General features: G+C 63.5%; 16 protein-coding genes and 1 pseudogene. 10 read left to right on the top strand and 7 right to left on the bottom strand.

Translation table 11 applies throughout. The features are described 5' to 3' along the window. Positions 1-53 precede the first annotated feature (53 nt). From HT585_RS22470 to HT585_RS22450, 5 genes are all read left to right on the top strand, one after another. Positions 54-827 (top strand): N-acyl amino acid synthase FeeM domain-containing protein, encoded by a 774-nt coding sequence (locus HT585_RS22470; protein WP_176355014.1) that lies wholly within the window; start codon positions 54-56, stop codon positions 825-827. A gap of 287 nt (positions 828-1,114) precedes the next feature. Next, on the top strand, positions 1,115-1,339 hold the full coding sequence (locus HT585_RS22465; RefSeq protein WP_176355013.1) for an aa3-type cytochrome c oxidase subunit IV: 225 nt from the start codon (positions 1,115-1,117) through the stop codon (positions 1,337-1,339). A 340-nt stretch (positions 1,340-1,679) separates the two neighbouring features. Beyond that, complete coding sequence (locus tag HT585_RS22460) at positions 1,680-2,828, top strand: Re/Si-specific NAD(P)(+) transhydrogenase subunit alpha (protein WP_176355012.1); 1,149 nt, start codon at positions 1,680-1,682, stop codon at positions 2,826-2,828. Beyond that, positions 2,828-3,247: a proton-translocating transhydrogenase family protein gene (locus HT585_RS22455; protein WP_173423688.1), complete on the top strand. Its 420-nt coding sequence runs from the start codon at positions 2,828-2,830 to the stop codon at positions 3,245-3,247. The genes HT585_RS22460 and HT585_RS22455 overlap by 1 nt, the downstream gene beginning before the upstream one ends. A 9-nt stretch (positions 3,248-3,256) precedes the next feature. Beyond that, a complete protein-coding gene (locus HT585_RS22450) occupies positions 3,257-4,657 on the top strand; it encodes an NAD(P)(+) transhydrogenase (Re/Si-specific) subunit beta (RefSeq protein ID WP_176355011.1) in 1,401 nt (466 codons plus the stop codon). A 259-nt stretch (positions 4,658-4,916) separates the two neighbouring features. On the opposite strand, the gene HT585_RS22445 is transcribed toward HT585_RS22450, so the two are convergent. From HT585_RS22445 to rpsU, 3 genes are all read right to left on the bottom strand, one after another. Next, complete coding sequence (locus tag HT585_RS22445; protein WP_176355010.1) at positions 4,917-5,393, bottom strand: DUF992 domain-containing protein; 477 nt, start codon at positions 5,391-5,393, stop codon at positions 4,917-4,919. A gap of 150 nt (positions 5,394-5,543) precedes the next feature. Beyond that, a complete protein-coding gene (locus tag HT585_RS22440; protein WP_246707847.1) occupies positions 5,544-6,428 on the bottom strand; it encodes a tetratricopeptide repeat protein in 885 nt (294 codons plus the stop codon). Between the two features lie 264 nt (positions 6,429-6,692). Continuing rightward, a complete protein-coding gene (gene rpsU, locus HT585_RS31790; RefSeq protein ID WP_077500520.1) occupies positions 6,693-6,905 on the bottom strand; it encodes a 30S ribosomal protein S21 in 213 nt (70 codons plus the stop codon). Between the two features lie 337 nt (positions 6,906-7,242). On the opposite strand from rpsU, the gene HT585_RS22430 reads away from it, so the two are divergent. The 5 genes and pseudogenes from HT585_RS22430 to HT585_RS22410 all read left to right on the top strand — a co-directional run. Then, positions 7,243-8,496: a sarcosine oxidase subunit beta family protein gene (locus HT585_RS22430; protein WP_176355009.1), complete on the top strand. Its 1,254-nt coding sequence runs from the start codon at positions 7,243-7,245 to the stop codon at positions 8,494-8,496. A gap of 17 nt (positions 8,497-8,513) precedes the next feature. Further along, positions 8,514-8,834, top strand: coding sequence for a sarcosine oxidase subunit delta family protein (locus HT585_RS22425; RefSeq protein WP_077500523.1), 321 nt, complete (start codon positions 8,514-8,516; stop codon positions 8,832-8,834). After that, the gene (locus HT585_RS22420; RefSeq protein ID WP_176355008.1) at positions 8,831-11,824 is read left to right on the top strand and encodes a sarcosine oxidase subunit alpha; all 2,994 of its coding nucleotides are present in this window, start codon (positions 8,831-8,833) and stop codon (positions 11,822-11,824) included. Before HT585_RS22425 ends, HT585_RS22420 begins: the two co-directional genes overlap by 4 nt. Next, positions 11,817-12,368 (top strand): sarcosine oxidase subunit gamma family protein, encoded by a 552-nt coding sequence (soxG, locus tag HT585_RS22415; RefSeq protein WP_176355007.1) that lies wholly within the window; start codon positions 11,817-11,819, stop codon positions 12,366-12,368. The genes HT585_RS22420 and soxG overlap by 8 nt, the downstream gene beginning before the upstream one ends. A gap of 119 nt (positions 12,369-12,487) precedes the next feature. Continuing rightward, positions 12,488-12,712: pseudogene (locus tag HT585_RS22410) on the top strand (alcohol dehydrogenase catalytic domain-containing protein); the annotation flags it as partial. A gap of 130 nt (positions 12,713-12,842) precedes the next feature. Here HT585_RS22410 and HT585_RS22405 read toward each other — a convergent pair. From HT585_RS22405 to glgX, 4 genes are all read right to left on the bottom strand, one after another. Beyond that, a complete protein-coding gene (locus tag HT585_RS22405) occupies positions 12,843-13,376 on the bottom strand; it encodes a GNAT family N-acetyltransferase (protein WP_210270524.1) in 534 nt (177 codons plus the stop codon). Beyond that, positions 13,373-14,443 (bottom strand): DUF2332 domain-containing protein, encoded by a 1,071-nt coding sequence (locus HT585_RS22400; RefSeq protein WP_176355005.1) that lies wholly within the window; start codon positions 14,441-14,443, stop codon positions 13,373-13,375. The genes HT585_RS22405 and HT585_RS22400 overlap by 4 nt, the downstream gene beginning before the upstream one ends. Further along, positions 14,436-14,924 (bottom strand): MaoC family dehydratase, encoded by a 489-nt coding sequence (locus tag HT585_RS22395; protein WP_173423678.1) that lies wholly within the window; start codon positions 14,922-14,924, stop codon positions 14,436-14,438. The genes HT585_RS22400 and HT585_RS22395 overlap by 8 nt, the downstream gene beginning before the upstream one ends. Before the next feature lie 76 nt (positions 14,925-15,000). Then, complete coding sequence (gene glgX, locus HT585_RS22390) at positions 15,001-16,965, bottom strand: glycogen debranching protein GlgX (protein WP_176355004.1); 1,965 nt, start codon at positions 16,963-16,965, stop codon at positions 15,001-15,003. Positions 16,966-17,007 lie beyond the last annotated feature (42 nt).

The following is a 17,007-nucleotide window of genomic DNA, read 5'->3' as shown; positions in this document are numbered from 1 at the left end:
CGCTCGGCCGCCCGTCAATAGGTTAACGATTTGTTAACTATGAGGGGCAGGAAATGGGTGAAGGTCTTCACCGGGCGGAGCCTGGGAGTTTTTCTGAGAAGCTGATGCTTCTTCTCGATCGCGTCGAATATCGGCGGGTCGAGACAGGCGAGGACATGGAGGATATCGCCAGGCTTCGCTACAAGGCCTACAAAGCCGTCAACCTGATGGAGTTGACCGGCTCGACCCTCATCGACGATCTCGATTTCGACAGCCATGCCTATGTCTTCGGCATCTATCTCGACGAGAACCTTGTCAGCACGGTGCGTGTGCATCACGTCACGCCCGAGCACAGGGCCAGCACCTCGGGGCTGATCTTCGCGCCTGAAATCGATGTGTTTCTCGATGCCGGCATGGTGCTGGTCGATCCCGGCCGGTTGGCGGTCGATCCTGACGTCACCGGCGACGAGATGCGGGCGCTCCCCTACCTGACGCTCAGGCCAGTGGCGATGGCGTGCGAATACTTCACCGCCGATCGTTGCCTGACCGCTTGCCGGCCTCGGCACGCGGCATTCTACAAGCGCATCTTTGCGTCCGAGACCGTTGTCGCCAAGCGGGAGAACCTCGGGGTCTACAATGCCGACGGTGCGCTGCTTGTCGCGCAGGTGAGGGGGCAGCGGCCCTCGATCCTCGACCGCTACCCGATCTTCGATTCCGAGCCGTTCGAGCGTCGCCTGATGTTCGCGGACCGCCACGAAGTGCCGTTCGCGCCTCTGACGATCCTGCCGACGGCGCGCATCGCGCAGAACGGTTCCGGGCGTTCCTATCGTACATCCGTTTTCCGCTAGCGCCCGTCACGCAGGGCCTGCGGCGATCTTGCTGCAGCGATTTGCGAAGGAGAAGCAGAAGCGCAGACAGCGATCCGCGGTTATCGCGATGCGCAATGGAGATGCGCGCGGCATATCGCCCCAGGAGGCCGGGCGCAGCGACGGGTTTTCGTTGCGTGCGGCCCCGGCATTGTGTATGGGCAGCTAATGGACTTCTGCGCGGTTTTCCGCAGAAGTCGTTCGTGGATCAAGGTTGAAGGGCGGCGAGGGCCAAGGGTCGCGCCGCAGCATTCTGGGAGAATTGGACGATGGCTGAGCATCATTCTGGACCGGTCGAAATGGGCGCTCCGATGGATTATGCGGAACATGAGAAGACGTACAATTTCTTCCTCAGTGCAACGAAATACGGCACGATGTTCTGCGTGGTTCTGCTGATCGCCATGGCGGCAGCTTTCTTCACCACCATGGGCTTCTTCAGCGCGCTGGTGCTGTTCATCCTTCTCAACGTCGCCGGTTTCTTCTTCCTTCGTTAATCGGTATTACTGCCACGATTTGCCATGGACAGGCCGGGGAGGCCTGCCCGTGGCTGCCGGACCGGATGTCCGGACTGAAGCCGCATGGCATCGACGGGGAGCGTCGATGGTTTTGCTTAAGGCTCATGAAAGTTCGTAGCGCCTCGAAGCGTTTATAGATGAACGCGCGGCGCTTTATCCTCACCGCGTGAGGGGGAGTGGAGGACGGGCTCGGCCTGTCTCCAGGGGAATGTGTGCTTTGCACATGGGAGGGCGCCTGCTCGTTTGAGCGGCCGCTTTGCAGTCGGACAGGATGCCCGCATTCCAGCCTTGGCTCGATTGCGGTCAGGGAGGGGGACTTGTGAGCGAAATTGTCTTTATCGCCAAGGAAACGGATCCGAACGAGGGTCGCGTCGCGGCATCGCCGGATAGCGTGAAGAAACTGAAGGGGCTCGGCTTCGACGTGGTTGTCGAGGCTGGCGCCGGGTTTCTGTCGCGTGTTCCGGATACGGAATACGAGAAGGTGGGTGCCCGGATCGGTGCTGTCGCCGATGCGAAGACGGCCGATGTCGTCCTCAGGGTTCGCAGGCCGAACAGTGCCGAAATCGCGGGCTACAAATCCGGTGCCATCGTCATTGCCATCATGGATCCCTACGGTAACGAGGATGCGGTGGCCGAAATGGCTGCAGCCGGCCTCAGCGCCTTTGCCATGGAACTGATGCCGCGCATCACCCGCGCACAGTCGATGGACGTGCTGTCGAGCCAGGCAAACCTTGCCGGCTACCAGGCGGTGATCGACGCGGCCTACGAATATGACCGGGCACTGCCGATGATGATGACGGCGGCCGGCACGGTTCCTGCGGCAAAGGTCTTCGTCATGGGCGCAGGCGTTGCCGGCCTGCAGGCGATCGCAACCGCCCGCCGTCTCGGCGCCGTGGTTTCTGCGACCGACGTGCGTCCCGCCGCCAAGGAGCAGGTGGCTTCGCTCGGCGCCAAGTTCATCGCCGTAGAGGACGAAGAATTCAAGGCGGCCGAAACCGCCGGCGGCTACGCCAAGGAAATGTCGAAAGAGTATCAGGCGAAACAGGCAGCCCTCGTTGCCGAGCACATCGCCAAGCAGGACATCGTCATCACCACGGCGTTGATCCCGGGCCGGCCGGCACCACGCCTCGTCACCCGCGAGATGCTGAAGGCCATGAAGCCCGGTTCGGTCGCGGTCGACCTTGCGGTCGAGCGCGGCGGCAACGTCGAGGGCGCCGAAGCCGGCAAGGTTGCCGATGTCGAAGGCGTCAAGGTCATCGGCCATCTCAACGTGCCCGGCCGGATTGCCGCATCGGCGTCCGGTCTCTACGCCAAGAACCTCGTGACCTTCCTCGAGACCATGGTCTCCAAGGAAACCAAGGCGCTGGCACTCAACATGGAAGACGAGCTCGTCAAGGCGACGGCGCTTACCCATGGCGGCGCCATCGTCAACCCGAATTTCGAGCCGAAGAAGAAGGGGGATCTTTGATGGCGAACGAAGCATTGGAAAAAGCGCTCGATGCGCTCGACAAGGCGGTGGCCGCCGTCCAGCAGGCAGCGCTGAACCTTCCTGATACCGCGGAAGCGGCCGGTGCCTTGGCACATGGCGCCACCGGCGGCGCGATCGACCCGTTCGTCTTTCGTCTGGCGATCTTCGTCCTGTCGATCTTCGTCGGCTACTACGTCGTCTGGTCGGTGACGCCGGCCCTGCACACGCCGTTGATGGCGGTCACCAACGCGATCTCCTCGGTCATCGTTGTCGGTGCACTGCTCGCCGTCGGCATCTCGGCCTCCGGGCTTGCGACCGGCTTCGGCTTCATCGCGCTCGTGCTCGCCTCAGTCAACATCTTTGGCGGCTTCCTGGTTACCCAGCGCATGCTCGCCATGTACAAGAAAAAAGACAAGTGAGGCCGGCCGATGAACGCTAACTTCGCAGCCTTCCTCTATCTCGTTTCCGGCGTGCTCTTCATCATGGCACTGCGCGGCCTGTCGCACCCGGCCACCAGCCGCAAGGGCAACACCTACGGCATGGTCGGCATGGGCATCGCCATCGTCACCACGCTGCTTCTGGCAAAGCCCACCTTCGGCGGTTTCCTGCTGATCGTGCTCGGTCTTGCCATCGGTGGCGGTGCCGGCGCGGTGATCGCGCGGCGCATCGCCATGACGTCGATGCCGCAGCTGGTCGCCGCCTTCCACTCGCTCGTCGGTCTCGCGGCAGTCATGGTCGCGGCCGCGGCGATGTACGCACCCGAAAGCTTCGGCATCGGCACCGTCGGCGACATCCACGCCCAGGCGCTGGTCGAAATGTCGCTCGGCGTTGCCATCGGCGCGATCACCTTTACCGGGTCGATCATCGCCTTCCTCAAGCTCGACGGGCGCATGTCCGGCAAGCCGATCCTGCTCACCGGCCGTCACTTCGTCAACGCCGGCCTGGCGATCGCGCTCGTCGTGCTGGTGATCATGCTGGTCTTCACCCAGAGCACGACGGTGTTCTGGCTGATCGTTCTCCTGTCGCTGGCGCTCGGGGTACTGATCATCGTGCCGATCGGCGGCGCCGACATGCCGGTGGTCGTCTCGATGCTCAATTCCTATTCGGGTTGGGCTGCGGCCGGCATCGGCTTCACGCTCGGCAACCTGGCGCTGATCATCACCGGCGCGCTGGTCGGCTCGTCCGGTGCGATCCTGTCCTACATCATGTGCAAGGGCATGAACCGGTCGTTCATCTCGGTCATTCTTGGCGGCTTCGGTGGCGAGGCGGCTGCAGCCGCCGTCGACGACGGCGTCCAGCGTACCGTCAAGCAGGGCGCGGCCGACGATGCGGCGTTCCTGATGGCCAACGCCTCCAAGGTGATCATCGTCCCGGGCTACGGCATGGCCGTCGCCCAGGCACAGCATGCGCTGCGCGAACTCGGCGACCAGTTGAAGGCCGCCGGCGTCGATGTGAAATACGCGATCCACCCGGTTGCGGGCCGCATGCCTGGTCACATGAACGTGCTGCTCGCCGAAGCGAACGTGCCTTACGACGAAGTGTTCGAGCTTGAAGACATCAACTCGGAATTCGCCCAGGCGGACGTCGCCTATGTCATCGGCGCCAACGACGTCACCAACCCGGCGGCGCGCGACGACCCATCGTCGCCGATCTACGGCATGCCGATCCTCGACGTCGACAAGGCCAAGACCTGCCTCTTCGTCAAGCGCTCGCTCGGCTCCGGTTATGCCGGCATCGACAACACGCTGTTCTACAAGGACGGCACGATGATGCTGCTCGGTGATGCCAAGAAGGTGACGGAAGATATCGTCAAGGCGCTGCACGCCTGATCGGCCGTAACCCAAGTTGGAATTGAAAACGCCCGCCACATATGGCGGGCGTTTTCGTCTGTTGCGTCGAGCCGCCGGCGAAGAAGGCATGCCCATATCATGATTTCGGCTTGGCCAAAATCATGATGCAAACCCACGTTCCACAGCGTCTTTCGCGCGTCATATCTGACGTGTAGCGCTGCTCTGGAAGGGCGGTCCCGCCGACGGCTCGACGCCTGCCGGCGAGGATCATCTCGCCGACATTTGCCTATGCGCCGTGTCAGCCCGCCGGGGCGAGCGTCAGTTCATCCACGCCGATCGCGATGTTCAGTCCTTCCTGGACCTGAACGTTGACCGGCTGCAGCATGAAGGCCTTGTTGGTGCCGCCGCCGATCACCTTGGCGCCGCCGCCAACGGCAACGCTCGCATCGGCGCCGATGCCGTAATACTCACCGGCCAGCGCATGTGCGGTCACCGGCGTGCCGGTCTTGGCGAGCACATCCCAGACCATGGTGCTCTTGCCCGTCTTGCCAATGTCGATGCCGATCTTGCGAATGGTGCCGGCATAGCTTGCGGCCGGCGCGCCGTTGGCGGGCTTGAAGGTGCAAAGCAGGTTCTTCGTCGAGGTAACGATCATGCCGGTGCCACCGTCCGAACCGCAGACGAGGCGGCCGAGCGCGACATAGTTCTGGGCTGCGGACGGCCCGGCGCAAAGGGCTGCCAGGGCCAGTGTCGCGATGAAGGTCTTTTTGATCATGGCTCAGTCTCCGTTTTTCATTCCTTGAGCAAACGGATGGTGGCCGGGAAGGTTCCGCTCGTCATCGCAAGCGTCGATTGTCGCTGCGGACAAACGAAAACGCCCGCGAACGGGTCGCGGGCGCTGAAACGGGAGAGGCGTGCTTGCGTCTTAGGTGGCTTTCACGCGGGCAAGGCCTGCACGTGCCGGCTCGTATTTCGGATCGAGCTGCAGGGCATGCGAGTAGGACTTTGCAGCCTTGGTCTTGTCGCCCTTGCGCTCGTAGACCAGCGCCTGGTTCGCCCAGGATTCGGCAACCTTGCCGTCGAGCGTGATGGCGGTGTTGAAGTCGGAGAACGCGTTGTCGTCATCGCCCTGGGCGACGTAGGAGATGCCGCGGCCGTTATAGGGCTCCGGCGAACTCGGCGACAGCGAGATCGCCGTCGAGAAGTCTTCGATCGCCTGGCCGTGCTGGTTGCGCGCCTGATAGATCAGGCCGCGGTTGTGGTAGGCGCGCGGGTCGGTGGTGTCGAGCTGGATCGCCTTGTTGAAATCGTTGAAGGCGGAATCGAGCTGGCCTGCCTGGCGGTAGAGATTGCCGCGGCCGATATAGGCGACGTCGTAGTTGGCGTTCAGCTGCAGCGCCATGTTGTAGTCGGCAAGGGCTGCCTGGGTGTTGCCCATGTTGCGGTGAACGAGCGCACGGTTGGCATAGGCCTGGTAGAAGCGCGGGTTGAGCTGGATCGCCTGGTCGAAGTCGGCAAGGGCGCGGCGGTATTCGCCGGCGCGGCCGTAGGCGGAGCCACGGACATTATAACCCTCGGGGTCGCTCGGGTTGGAGGCGATCACGCTCGACAGCGATGCGATGTTTCCCTGCGAGCCCTGTTCACGCTCGACCTTGGCCATCGATTCAGGGCCGTCGGTCGTGCATCCCGAAAGAAGCAGAGCCGATCCGAGCAGGAACATGGCGGCAAGCTTCGGCTTGCGCTTGTGGCGGCGGCGCGCCTCTTGGGTGGTAAAACCGGCGACGTCCGCAGTCATGGCAGCAAGTGTCAAAGGTCGATCCCTCAATGCGACTAGGTCCGAAAGCCATCGGCTTCCCGTTCGAGGAGGCCGGCGAATTTCGCGGGGCCCCACAGCCGAGGCTACGAGGGCCTGCGGCAAACCGTCCGGCGCTAAACACCGCGACCGGCCACCGTTGCCGGTTGCGACTGTCACGCTAGCCCGACGACGGAAAAGATGTCCATACCAAAAGAAAGGCGGCGGCGATATTTCGCCCCCGCCACGACTTAGATCGAAAAGTGTCGAAAAATCGACAAATTAACGGGCCACGACGCCTTCGCGCTGTGCACGCTTGCGCGCCAGCTTGCGAACGCGGCGAACGGCTTCAGCCTTTTCGCGGGCGCGCTTCTGGGACGGCTTTTCGTAGAAATCACGCATCTTCATTTCGCGGAAAATGCCTTCGCGCTGCATCTTCTTCTTGAGAGCGCGGAGCGCCTGGTCAACATTGTTATCGCGGACAAGTACCTGCACGTGAAATCCCGTTCCTTTGGTTGTTTCGAGTTGTTGCCTCACGTCAGGTGTCGGAGGCAAAAAAAGCTACGTTCGCTGAGCCGAAAGCTCGACGATTGAAGGTGCGGATACCAGATCATCAGTAGAAAGTCCAGCGAGGACATGAGCCCGTGCTGAAAAAACCGCAATGCTAGACCGCTATGTGTATCATCGAGCGGCAATCGGCGGATTGCGGCGATGTCGCAACTCCGCGCAAGTCCGCCCGTTTGCGTCGCAAAAGAAACGTTGCGCGGGCGTCGGATTTGCGATTTCTAACGCCAACGAGAATGATCACCGGGGTTCATGGAGTAACAGGCGGATGCGCAAATATTCTGTTTTTGCCGTGGCGCGCGAGGCTTTGCGCGGCCACAAGGGATGGGGTCCGCAATGGGCCTCGCCCGAGCCCCGCAAGGACTATGATGTGATCATCATTGGTGGCGGCGGCCATGGGCTGGGCGCTGCCTACTATCTTGCCAAGGAACACGGCATCACCAATGTCGCGGTGCTCGAAAAGGGTTGGATCGGTGGCGGTAACACCGGCCGCAACACCACGATCATCCGGTCCAACTATCTCTATGAAGAGAGCATGGATATCTACGAGCATTCGCTGAAGCTCTGGGAAAACCTGTCGCAGGACCTCAATTACAACGTCATGTATTCGCCGCGCGGCGTTATGATGCTGTCGCACAACATCCACGACCAGCAGTCGTTCAAGCGCCATATCAATGCCAACCGTCTCTACGGCATCGACAACGAGTGGCTGACGCCGGAACAGGCCAAGGCCTACTGCCCGCCGCTCGATATCGCCAAGAACGCCCGCTATCCGATCAATGGTGCAGCACTCCAGCGGCGCGGCGGCACGGCGCGACACGATGCGGTTGCCTGGGGCTATGCCCGCGGCGCGTCCGACCGCGGCGTGCACATCATCCAGAACTGCGAAGTCACCGGCATCCGCCGTGACGAGAACGGCAATGTGACCGGCGTCGACACCAATCGCGGTTTCATCGGCGCCAGGAAGATCGGCGTTTCCGCCGCCGGTCACTCGTCGGTGCTGATGGAAATGGCCGGCGTGCGCGTGCCGCTACAGAGCCAGCCGCTGCAGGCGCTGGTCTCCGAGCCGCTGAAGCCGATGTTCCCTTGCGTGGTCATGTCGAACTCGGTGCATGCCTACATCTCGCAGTCCGACAAGGGCGAGCTCGTCATCGGCGCCGGTACCGACCAGTACAATTCCTACTCCCAGACCGGCGGCCTGCAGATCATCACCCATACGCTGGATGCGATCTGCGAGCTCTTCCCGATGTTCCGGCGCGTCAAGATGATGCGGCAGTGGGGCGGTATCGTCGACGTGACGCAGGACCGCTCGCCGATCCAGGGTGTGACGCCGGTTCCAGGGCTGTTCCTCAATGCCGGTTGGGGTACGGGCGGCTTCAAGGCGACGCCGGGGTCAGCCAACCTGTTTGCGCACCTCATTGCCAGGGGCGAGCCGCATCGGCTGGCCGCTGGGCTGACGCTCGACCGCTTCCGCACCGGCCGACTGATCGACGAGGCGGCCGCTGCCGCCGTTGCGCACTGATTGCCAAGGATTTCGAGATGCTTTTGATCTATTGCCCCTATTGCGAGGAAGAGCGTTCCGAGCTCGAATTCCGCAATGCCGGTGACGCCCATATCGTCCGTCCGACCAACATTGCCGAGATCAGCGACGAGGAGTTCGAAGAGTTCTTCTTCCTCCGTCAGAACCCCAAGGGCCTGATCTTCGAACGCTGGCGCCATATCCATGGCTGCGGCCGGTTCTTCAATGCCGCGCGCGACACGGTGAGCGACCGGTTTTACACCACCTACAAGGCGGGCGAACCCAAGCCCGATGTGGCCGCCATTCTAAAGGGCGAGCAGGACAAGGGAGCGGCACGATGAGCGGCGCCAATCGTATTGCAGGTTCGGGCCGTCTGACGCCGGCGCGCACCGCCCGCTTCACCTTCGACGGGCGCACGTTGACCGCCCTTGAAGGCGACACCGTTGCCTCCGCATTGCTTGCCAACGGCATTCATCTCGTCGGCCGTTCGTTCAAGTATCATCGTCCGCGCGGCATTCTTTCGGCCGGCGCCGAAGAGCCGAATGCGTTGCTCGACGTCTCGCGCGATGCGGCCCGCCGCCAGCCGAACGTGCGCGCCACGGTGCAGGAAGTGTTCGACGGCATGAAGGTGCAGTCGCAGAACCGCTGGCCCTCGCTCGCCTTCGACGTCGGCGGCTTCAACGACCTCCTGTCGCCGTTCTTTGCCGCCGGTTTCTACTACAAGACCTTCATGTGGCCGAAGGCCGCGTGGCACGCGATCTACGAACCCTTCATCCGCCGTGCCGCCGGTCTCGGCGTTGCACCGACGGAAGCGGATCCCGATCATTATGCCAGCCGCTATGCCCATTGCGACGTGCTGGTGATCGGTGCCGGCGTTGCCGGCCTCTCGGCAGCGCTGGCCGCCGCCAAGGCGGGCGCAAAAGTGATCATCTGCGACGAACAGCCGGAAGTCGGCGGCGCGCTGCGGTATGAAAGCGGCACGACGATCGACGGCAAGGACGGCTGGGACTGGGCGCAGACGACGGCCAAGACGCTTGCCGCGATGGACAACGTCACGGTTCTCACCCGCACCACCGGCTTCGGCTACTACAACCACAACTTCGTCGGCCTCGTCGAAAGGGTGACGGACCATCTGCCGGCGCTCGACAAGGCTTTGCCGCGCGAGCGGCTGTGGCAGGTGCGCGCCAAGAAGGTCATCCTCGCCAACGGCTCGATCGAGCGGCACATGGTGTTTGCCAACAACGACCGTCCGGGCATCATGCTCGCGTCAGCCGGGCGCACCTATCTCAACCACTACGGCGTTGCCGTCGGCTCCAAGGTCGGCGTCTACACGGCCCATGATTCCGCCTATGAGGCGGCGTTCGACCTCAAGCGGGCCGGCGTCGCTGTTCCCGCCATCGTCGATTGCCGTGACAATCCCGGCGAAGCGGTGCTGGCGGAAGCCCGCCGCCTCGGGATCGAGGTGCTGACTGGACACTCCGTCGTCAATTCCGGCGGCAAGCTGCGGGTATCCTCGATCAGCGTTGCCCGCAACGGCGGCGGATCGGCGCGCAAGATTGCCGTCGATGCGCTGCTCGTCTCGTCCGGCTGGACACCGTCAGTGCATCTGTTCTCGCAATCGCGCGGCAAGGTGAAATTCGATGCGGCCACGCAGCGCTTCCTGCCGGGCACGTATCTGCAGGATTGCCTGTCGATCGGCGCCTGCAACGGCACCGATGATCTGCAGGCAACGATCGACGAGGCGCTGGCTGCCGGCGAACTGACCGCGCGTGCGGCCGGCGCCGAAGGCGGTGCGCAGGTAACGCTGCACGGCGACAATGCCTTCAGCTGGACCGGCGGCATGATCGGCGCTGCCGAAGGCGCGGGACCGGACACAAGCGTCAAGGCCTTCATCGACTTCCAGCATGACGTCTGCGCCAAGGACATCCGGCTTGCGGTGCGCGAAGGCATGCATTCGATCGAGCACATCAAGCGCTTCACCACAAACGGCATGGCGTCGGACCAGGGCAAGCTGTCAAACATGCATGGCCTTGCGATTGCCGCCGAAGCGCTCGGCAAGGATATCCCGCAGGTGGGCCTGACGACCTTCCGCCAGCCCTACACGCCGGTCACCTTCGGCGCGATCGTCAACCATTCGCGCGGCAGCCTGTTCGATCCCGCCCGCAAGACCCCTGTTCATGCCTGGGAAGAGGCGCATGGCGCTGCGTTCGAGGATGTCGGCAACTGGAAACGCGCCTGGTTCTACCCGAAGGCGGGCGAGGGCATGCATGAGGCGGTCGCGCGCGAATGCAAGACCGTGCGCGAGGTCGCCGGCCTGTTCGACGCCTCGACGCTCGGCAAGATCGAAGTGGTCGGGCCGGATGCGGCTCAGTTCCTCAACCTGATGTACACCAACGCCTGGGACACGCTGAAGCCCGGCCGCTGCCGCTACGGCATCATGCTGCGCGACGACGGCTTCGTCTATGACGACGGCGTGGTCGGCAGGCTGGCAGAAGACCGCTTCCACGTGACGACGACCACCGGCGGCGCGCCGCGGGTCATGAACCACATGGAAGACTACCTGCAGACGGAATTCCCGCACCTGAAGGTCTGGCTGACCTCGACGACCGAACAATGGGCCGTCATCGCCGTGCAGGGACCGAAGGCACGCGAGATCATCGCACCGCTCGTCGAGGGCATCGATCTTTCCAACGAGGCCTTCCCGCATATGAGCGTGGCCGAAGGCAAGATCTGCGGCGTACCGACCCGGCTGTTCCGCATGTCGTTCACCGGCGAGCTCGGTTTCGAAGTCAACGTGCCGGCCGACTATGGCCAGGCGGCCTGGGAAGCGATCTGGGAGCGGGCCGAGCCGATGGGCGCCTGCGCCTACGGTACCGAGACCATGCACGTGCTGCGCGCCGAGAAGGGCTACATCATTGTCGGTCAGGACACCGACGGCACGCTGACGCCTGACGACGCGGCCCTCTCCTGGGCCGTCTCGAAGAAGAAGGCCGATTTCGTCGGCATTCGCGGTCTCAAGCGTCCTGATCTGGTCAAGGAGGGTCGCAAGCAACTCGTTGGTCTCCTGACGAAGGATCCGAACGTGGTGCTGGAGGAAGGCGCACAGATCGTCGCCGATCCGAACCAGCCGAAACCGATGACCATGCTCGGCCACGTGACCTCGTCCTACTGGTCGGAAAATTGCGGCCGCTCGATTGCTCTTGCCGTCGTTGCCGGTGGCCGCGCGCGCCTCGGCCAGACGCTCTACGTGCCGATGGCCGACAGGACGATCGCCGTCGAGGTAAGCGACATGGTGTTCTTTGACAAGGAAGGGGGTCGCCTCCATGGCTGATCTGGCAACTGCAACCCGCAAGAGCGCTCTTACTGCCCGTGGCGGTTTTTCCGAGGTGGTCCTGACGCCTGCACCCGCTGCTTCGCGCCTGTCGCTAAGGGCTGGAGCCGATGCGCTGCCCGGTCTTTCGGCCTCTCTCGGCGTTACCCTGCCGACGCGGCCGAAGACCTCGGCTTCGAACGGCAAGCGCCATGCGCTCTGGCTCGGGCCGGACGAGTGGCTTGTCATCGACGAGAGCGAAGCCGACCTGATGGCCGCGGCTACGACCAGCGGCACGCTGCATTCGGCTGTCGACGTCTCGCATCGCAACGTCGCCGTCGTCGTCAGCGGTCCGGGTGCGGAGGTGGCCATCAATAGCGGCTGCCCGCAGGACCTGTCGCTGGCGATCTTCCCGGTCGGCGCCTGCTCGCGCACCATTTTCGGCAAGGTCGAAATCGTGCTCCTGCGCCTCGCCGAGGACACCTTCCGCGTCGAATGCTGGCGGTCTTTCTCGCCTTACGTCTTCGGCATGCTGTCCGAAGGGGCCGCGGACGCCGGCCACTAGCTTCGACGACTTCCTGCCCGCCTGTCGATCCGCAACGGTGATCGACAGGCCTGCAATGTGAGCTTGCCGCCAGAAACTTCCAGCGGCAAGCTGCCCCCGTTTGCAAACGGGAGGATGGTTTGAAAACACGTGCAGCGGTGCTCCGACACGCGCCGATCAGACGGCCCTATGCCACGACGCTGCCGCTATCCGTCGAGACCCTCGATCTTGATCCGCCGGGCCCGGATGAACTGTTGGTGCGCATCGGCACTGCCGGTCTCTGCCATTCCGATCTTTCCGTCATCAACGGCGACAGGCCACGGCCCGTGCCCGTGGCGCTCGGCCATGAGGCGGCAGGCACAGTTCGATGAAATCAACGAAGCCTTCGACCTGCTGGATCAAGGCACGGTCATCCGTCACGTGATCACGTTCTGACCGGGCTCTTGCGACTCCGTACCTTCGATCGGATCAAGGCTGCCAGAGCCGCGCTGCCTTCTAATCGGCGTCGAACCGAAGATACCAGTAGAGCGCAACCTCGCGCGTGCCGGGGTTGAGGGCCGTATAGAGATGACGATCGTAGCCGGCCAATTCGAAACCGTATCGCGCGTAGAAACGGCAGGCGGCAACATTGTTGGACTGCGTTTCGAGGCGAAGTCCCGCCAGGCTGTGTTCTCTTGCCCAATTGACGGCCTTATCCATCATCGCCACGGCGACGCCCGAACGGCGCGCTGAGGCATCGACCGCGATATCGTCGATCTCGGCGTAGCCGTTCCAGCCTATGGACAATGCGATGTAGCCGAGCATTCGGCCTTCGGCGCGAGCGACGAAGAGTGCGGCATCACTTTCTGCCGCCGCCTCCAGCAGCTCGACCGGGTCGGCATCATAGGTCTTGCGATAGGCGTCCACCGGCATCGTGCCGCTGAGACCCGGTCCATCGAAGGGCGGGACGGCTTCCGCTGTCACCTCGAAGGAGAAGTCGCACGCTTCAAAGTCGGAGACAAAGCGCCCGTCGGCTGGTTCGATGATCATGCGTGCGGCCATCCTGTCCACTCGACCCAGCGCCCGTGGAAGTCCGCGCGGCCGATGAGATGCTTTTCGCCGCTCGGCCAGACCTCCAGAGTGAGGGCCGCGCCGGGCGTCTGTCCGTCGGCTTCCATCTGCAGCCGTGCAAGCGGCGCGTCCATTGTTGCGTTCCTGCCGGCTTCGGCAATCAGAGCTTCGCCTTCGTCCTGCGACGCCTTTGGAAAATACTGCCAGGCAATCGTGTGATAGACGACATGAACGGCGCCGGGAAAACTCCGTGCGAGCCGCTGTCTCAGCCAGTCGATCGCATCGGCGCGCACGACGCGTTCAGGGCGGGCTGCCGCCGTCTCGAAGGCAAAGCTGGTGCGGTCGAGGCGATCCTGCTGGTCTGCCCAGATGAAGGAGAGCAGGCGCAGGCGATCCTGTTCCGATGCGGGGTCGAGCGGATTGAGATCGCAGCCGGCGCGATCTGTCACAGCGATCTTAGCTGTGGGTGGATTTGGGCCGGTCCATTGCGGTTCGATGATGACGCGCGACGCCGGATCGCCCCAGGCGGTATCGCCCAGCCGATAGCGATAGCGGTCCCAGTGCAGATTGAGGCCGGCGCTGGCGCCGAGTTCCGACAGCACCAGCGGCTTGCCGAACAGATCGACAAGCGTCAGGAAGCCGGCAAGCAGCGCGCCCGAGCGGCGAACTTCGTTGGTCTGCGGCGCCGATTGCAGCCGATCGAGAATGAAGGCCGCTTCACGCCGAATGGCATTGTCCACCGCCGACCACAGTGTCTCGTCGTCCGCCTGGATCGGCGGATAACTCGCCTGCAACCGATCGTCCCTTCCGGCGCGCACGACTGCGTGCAGGGCGCCGCAGAGCCGCAACGCCACGGAATCGCCCGCGGATGTCGGGTCGCCCTGCCAGCCGAGCACACGGGCACCGACCGGAGTGTCAGATTTGAGCCGATCGGCGATCAGGCGGCAGAGCCGCGCCGTGAACGGGGAGCCGAGCCCGTCGCAGGACTTCGCCTGGTCGCGAAACGCATCGCGCACGGCCTGCTCGGTTGCCTTCGTCTCAGGCATCGGCGGGTCGGTCCTTGGGGTCGAACTGGATGATCGTTTGCCAGGTGGCGGTCAATGCCGGCTTGCGCTCGCCCTCGACCTCGACGCTGACATCATAGGTGATCATCAGCATGCTGCCGCCACGGAAGCGGGCGTCGGCCATGGTGAAATGTCCGCGCACGCGGGCGCCGCTTTTGACCGGAGCGATGAAGCGCACCTTCTCGAAGCCGTAGTTGATGCCCATCGTCTGTTCGCGGATCTTGGGCAGGCAGCTGTAGTTCATCGCCGACAGCAGCGAGAGTGAAAGGAAGCCATGCGCGATCGTGCCGCCGAACGGTGTTTCGGCAGCCGCGCGTACCGGATCGACATGGATGTACTGATAGTCACCGGTTGCCTCGGCGAACTTGTCGATCGTTTCCTGCGTGACCGTGATCCAGTCGGAGACACCGACCTCGGTGCCGACCAGCGGTCTGATTTCGGCAAGTGAAATATCCTTCAGCATGTGTCTGTCCTGAAAGTGGCCCCCCGGACGAATCTATAGGACGGCCGGGCAAGTTCTAGCAAGTGGTCGGAATAGTTCAGAAATTTTCGACGAAGAAGGAAACGGAGCGAGGGGGCACGAAAGTGGGCGGGGGCTCGCGGGAAAGCGCATCCTGCCACTGCCCGTCGAGGCTTTCGGGCAAATGGATCGGGTGCGGCGCGTGGCTGCGGTTGACGACGACGGCAAGCCGCGTCGACCGCTTCTTCCTGCCGTCTCGGGTGGCCAGCACCATCATCAGGTTGTCCGTTGCCGGGTGCTCCCAGTCCGTCACCGCCATTGGGTGGCCGTCGAGGCGCAGCCATTCGACATCGCCGTTGCCGGTGAAGAACGCTGTCTCGCTGAAGACACTGAAGCGTCTCCTGAGTGCCGAAAGCGCTGCCGTATGGGCGACCAGCGTCGTGTCCATAGCGCTCCAATCGATCCAGGTGATGGCGTTGTCCTGGCAATAGGCATTGTTGTTGCCGCGTTGCGTGCGCCCGCCTTCGTCACCGGCTGTCAGCATGATCGTGCCGCGGGAAGCAAACAGCGTGCCCAGGAGCGCCATGACATCATGCCGACGCGCTGCCCGGATTTCGGGGTCGGCGGTCGCGCCCTCGGCCCCATTATTCCAGGAATGGTTCTCGTTGTGGCCGTCGCGGTTCTCTTCGCCGTTGGCTTCATTGTGCTTGCCGGCGAAGGTAACGATGTCGGCAAGAGTAAAGCCGTCATGGGCGGCGATGAAGTTGACGGTGCGCGTGCCGGCGTTGCCCCAGCGGGAGAACATGTCGGACGAGCCCGCAAGTGCTGTCGCAAGCGCGCCGATCACATGCCGGTCGCCGCGCCAGTAGAGCCTGATATCGTCGCGCGCCCGGTCGTTCCATTCGAGGAACGGAGCGGGGAAATTGCCGAGCTGGTAGCCGCCGGGGCCGACATCCCAGGGCTCGGCGATCAGCACGCGATCGGCAAGCACCGGATCGGCGTGGATGGCTTCGAACAGCGGCGCGTCGCGGTGGAATCCCGCCATGTCGCGGCCGAGGATCGAGGCGAGATCGAAGCGGAAGCCGTCGACGCCGGCGGCGAGCACGAAGTGGCGCAGGCTGTCGAGGATCAGCGTCTGGACGACCGGGTGGTCGCAGGCGATCGTGTTGCCGCAGCCGGTATCGTTGATCAGGTCTCCGGGCCTGTCGGTGACGTGGCGATAGTAGGCGAGGTTGTCGAGCCCGCGCATCGACAGCGTCGTGCCGAGCCGATCGCTTTCGCCGGAATGGTTGAAGACCAGATCGAGGATCACGCCGATCCCGGCCTTGCGCAGCGCCTCGACGGTCTGGCGCAGTTCCTTCACGCCGCCCGGCACCAGTCGCGGGTCGAGCGCCATCGGCGCGATGGGATTGTAGCCCCAGCCATTGCTGAGCCCGAGCGGCGGCAAATGGCGCTCGTCGATCCAGGCGACGATCGGCATCAGTTCGACGGCGGAAACGCCCAGCCGCTTCAGATGCTCAATGATGATGGGCTCGGCAAGCGCTGCGACCGTGCCGCGTTTTTCTGCGGGAATGCCTTGATGCAGCGCGGTGAAAGGTTTGACGGCGATTTCGTAGATGAGCCCGCCCGCCTTGAAAATCGGCGGCTTCGGTTTGGCGGTCTTGACCTCTGTCACGATCGCCTTGGGCACCAAATCGGCTGTGTCTTCGCCGAAAATGGTCAGCCTCGGATCGTGCCGGAACGGCCGGTCGAGTTCGACGGCATAGGGGTCGACGAGCAGCTTCGACGGATCGAACCAGAGGCCATGATCGGGAGAATAGACGCCATCGGCACGGAAGCCGTAGCGGGTTCCCTTCGGCGCGTCGGCAACAACAAGGCTGTGGATGTCGCCGTCACGCGTCATCGGCAACTGGCGCAAGGCCTTTTCGCCCGTCTTGTCGAACAGGCAGAGGTCGATGCGCGCGGCATAACGCGACCAGACGGCAAAGCGCGTGCCATCAGGGGTTATGGTGGCGCCGAGGGGTGGCAGTGCAGCGGTCGGCATCAATCAGGCACCCCTCGGTTTTCTCGCAGCGCCGCGCGTCAA

The organism is Ensifer oleiphilus (assembly GCF_013371465.1).
GTDB lineage: Bacteria > Pseudomonadota > Alphaproteobacteria > Rhizobiales > Rhizobiaceae > Ensifer > Ensifer oleiphilus.
This window is presented reverse-complemented; position numbering and strand designations above follow the sequence as displayed.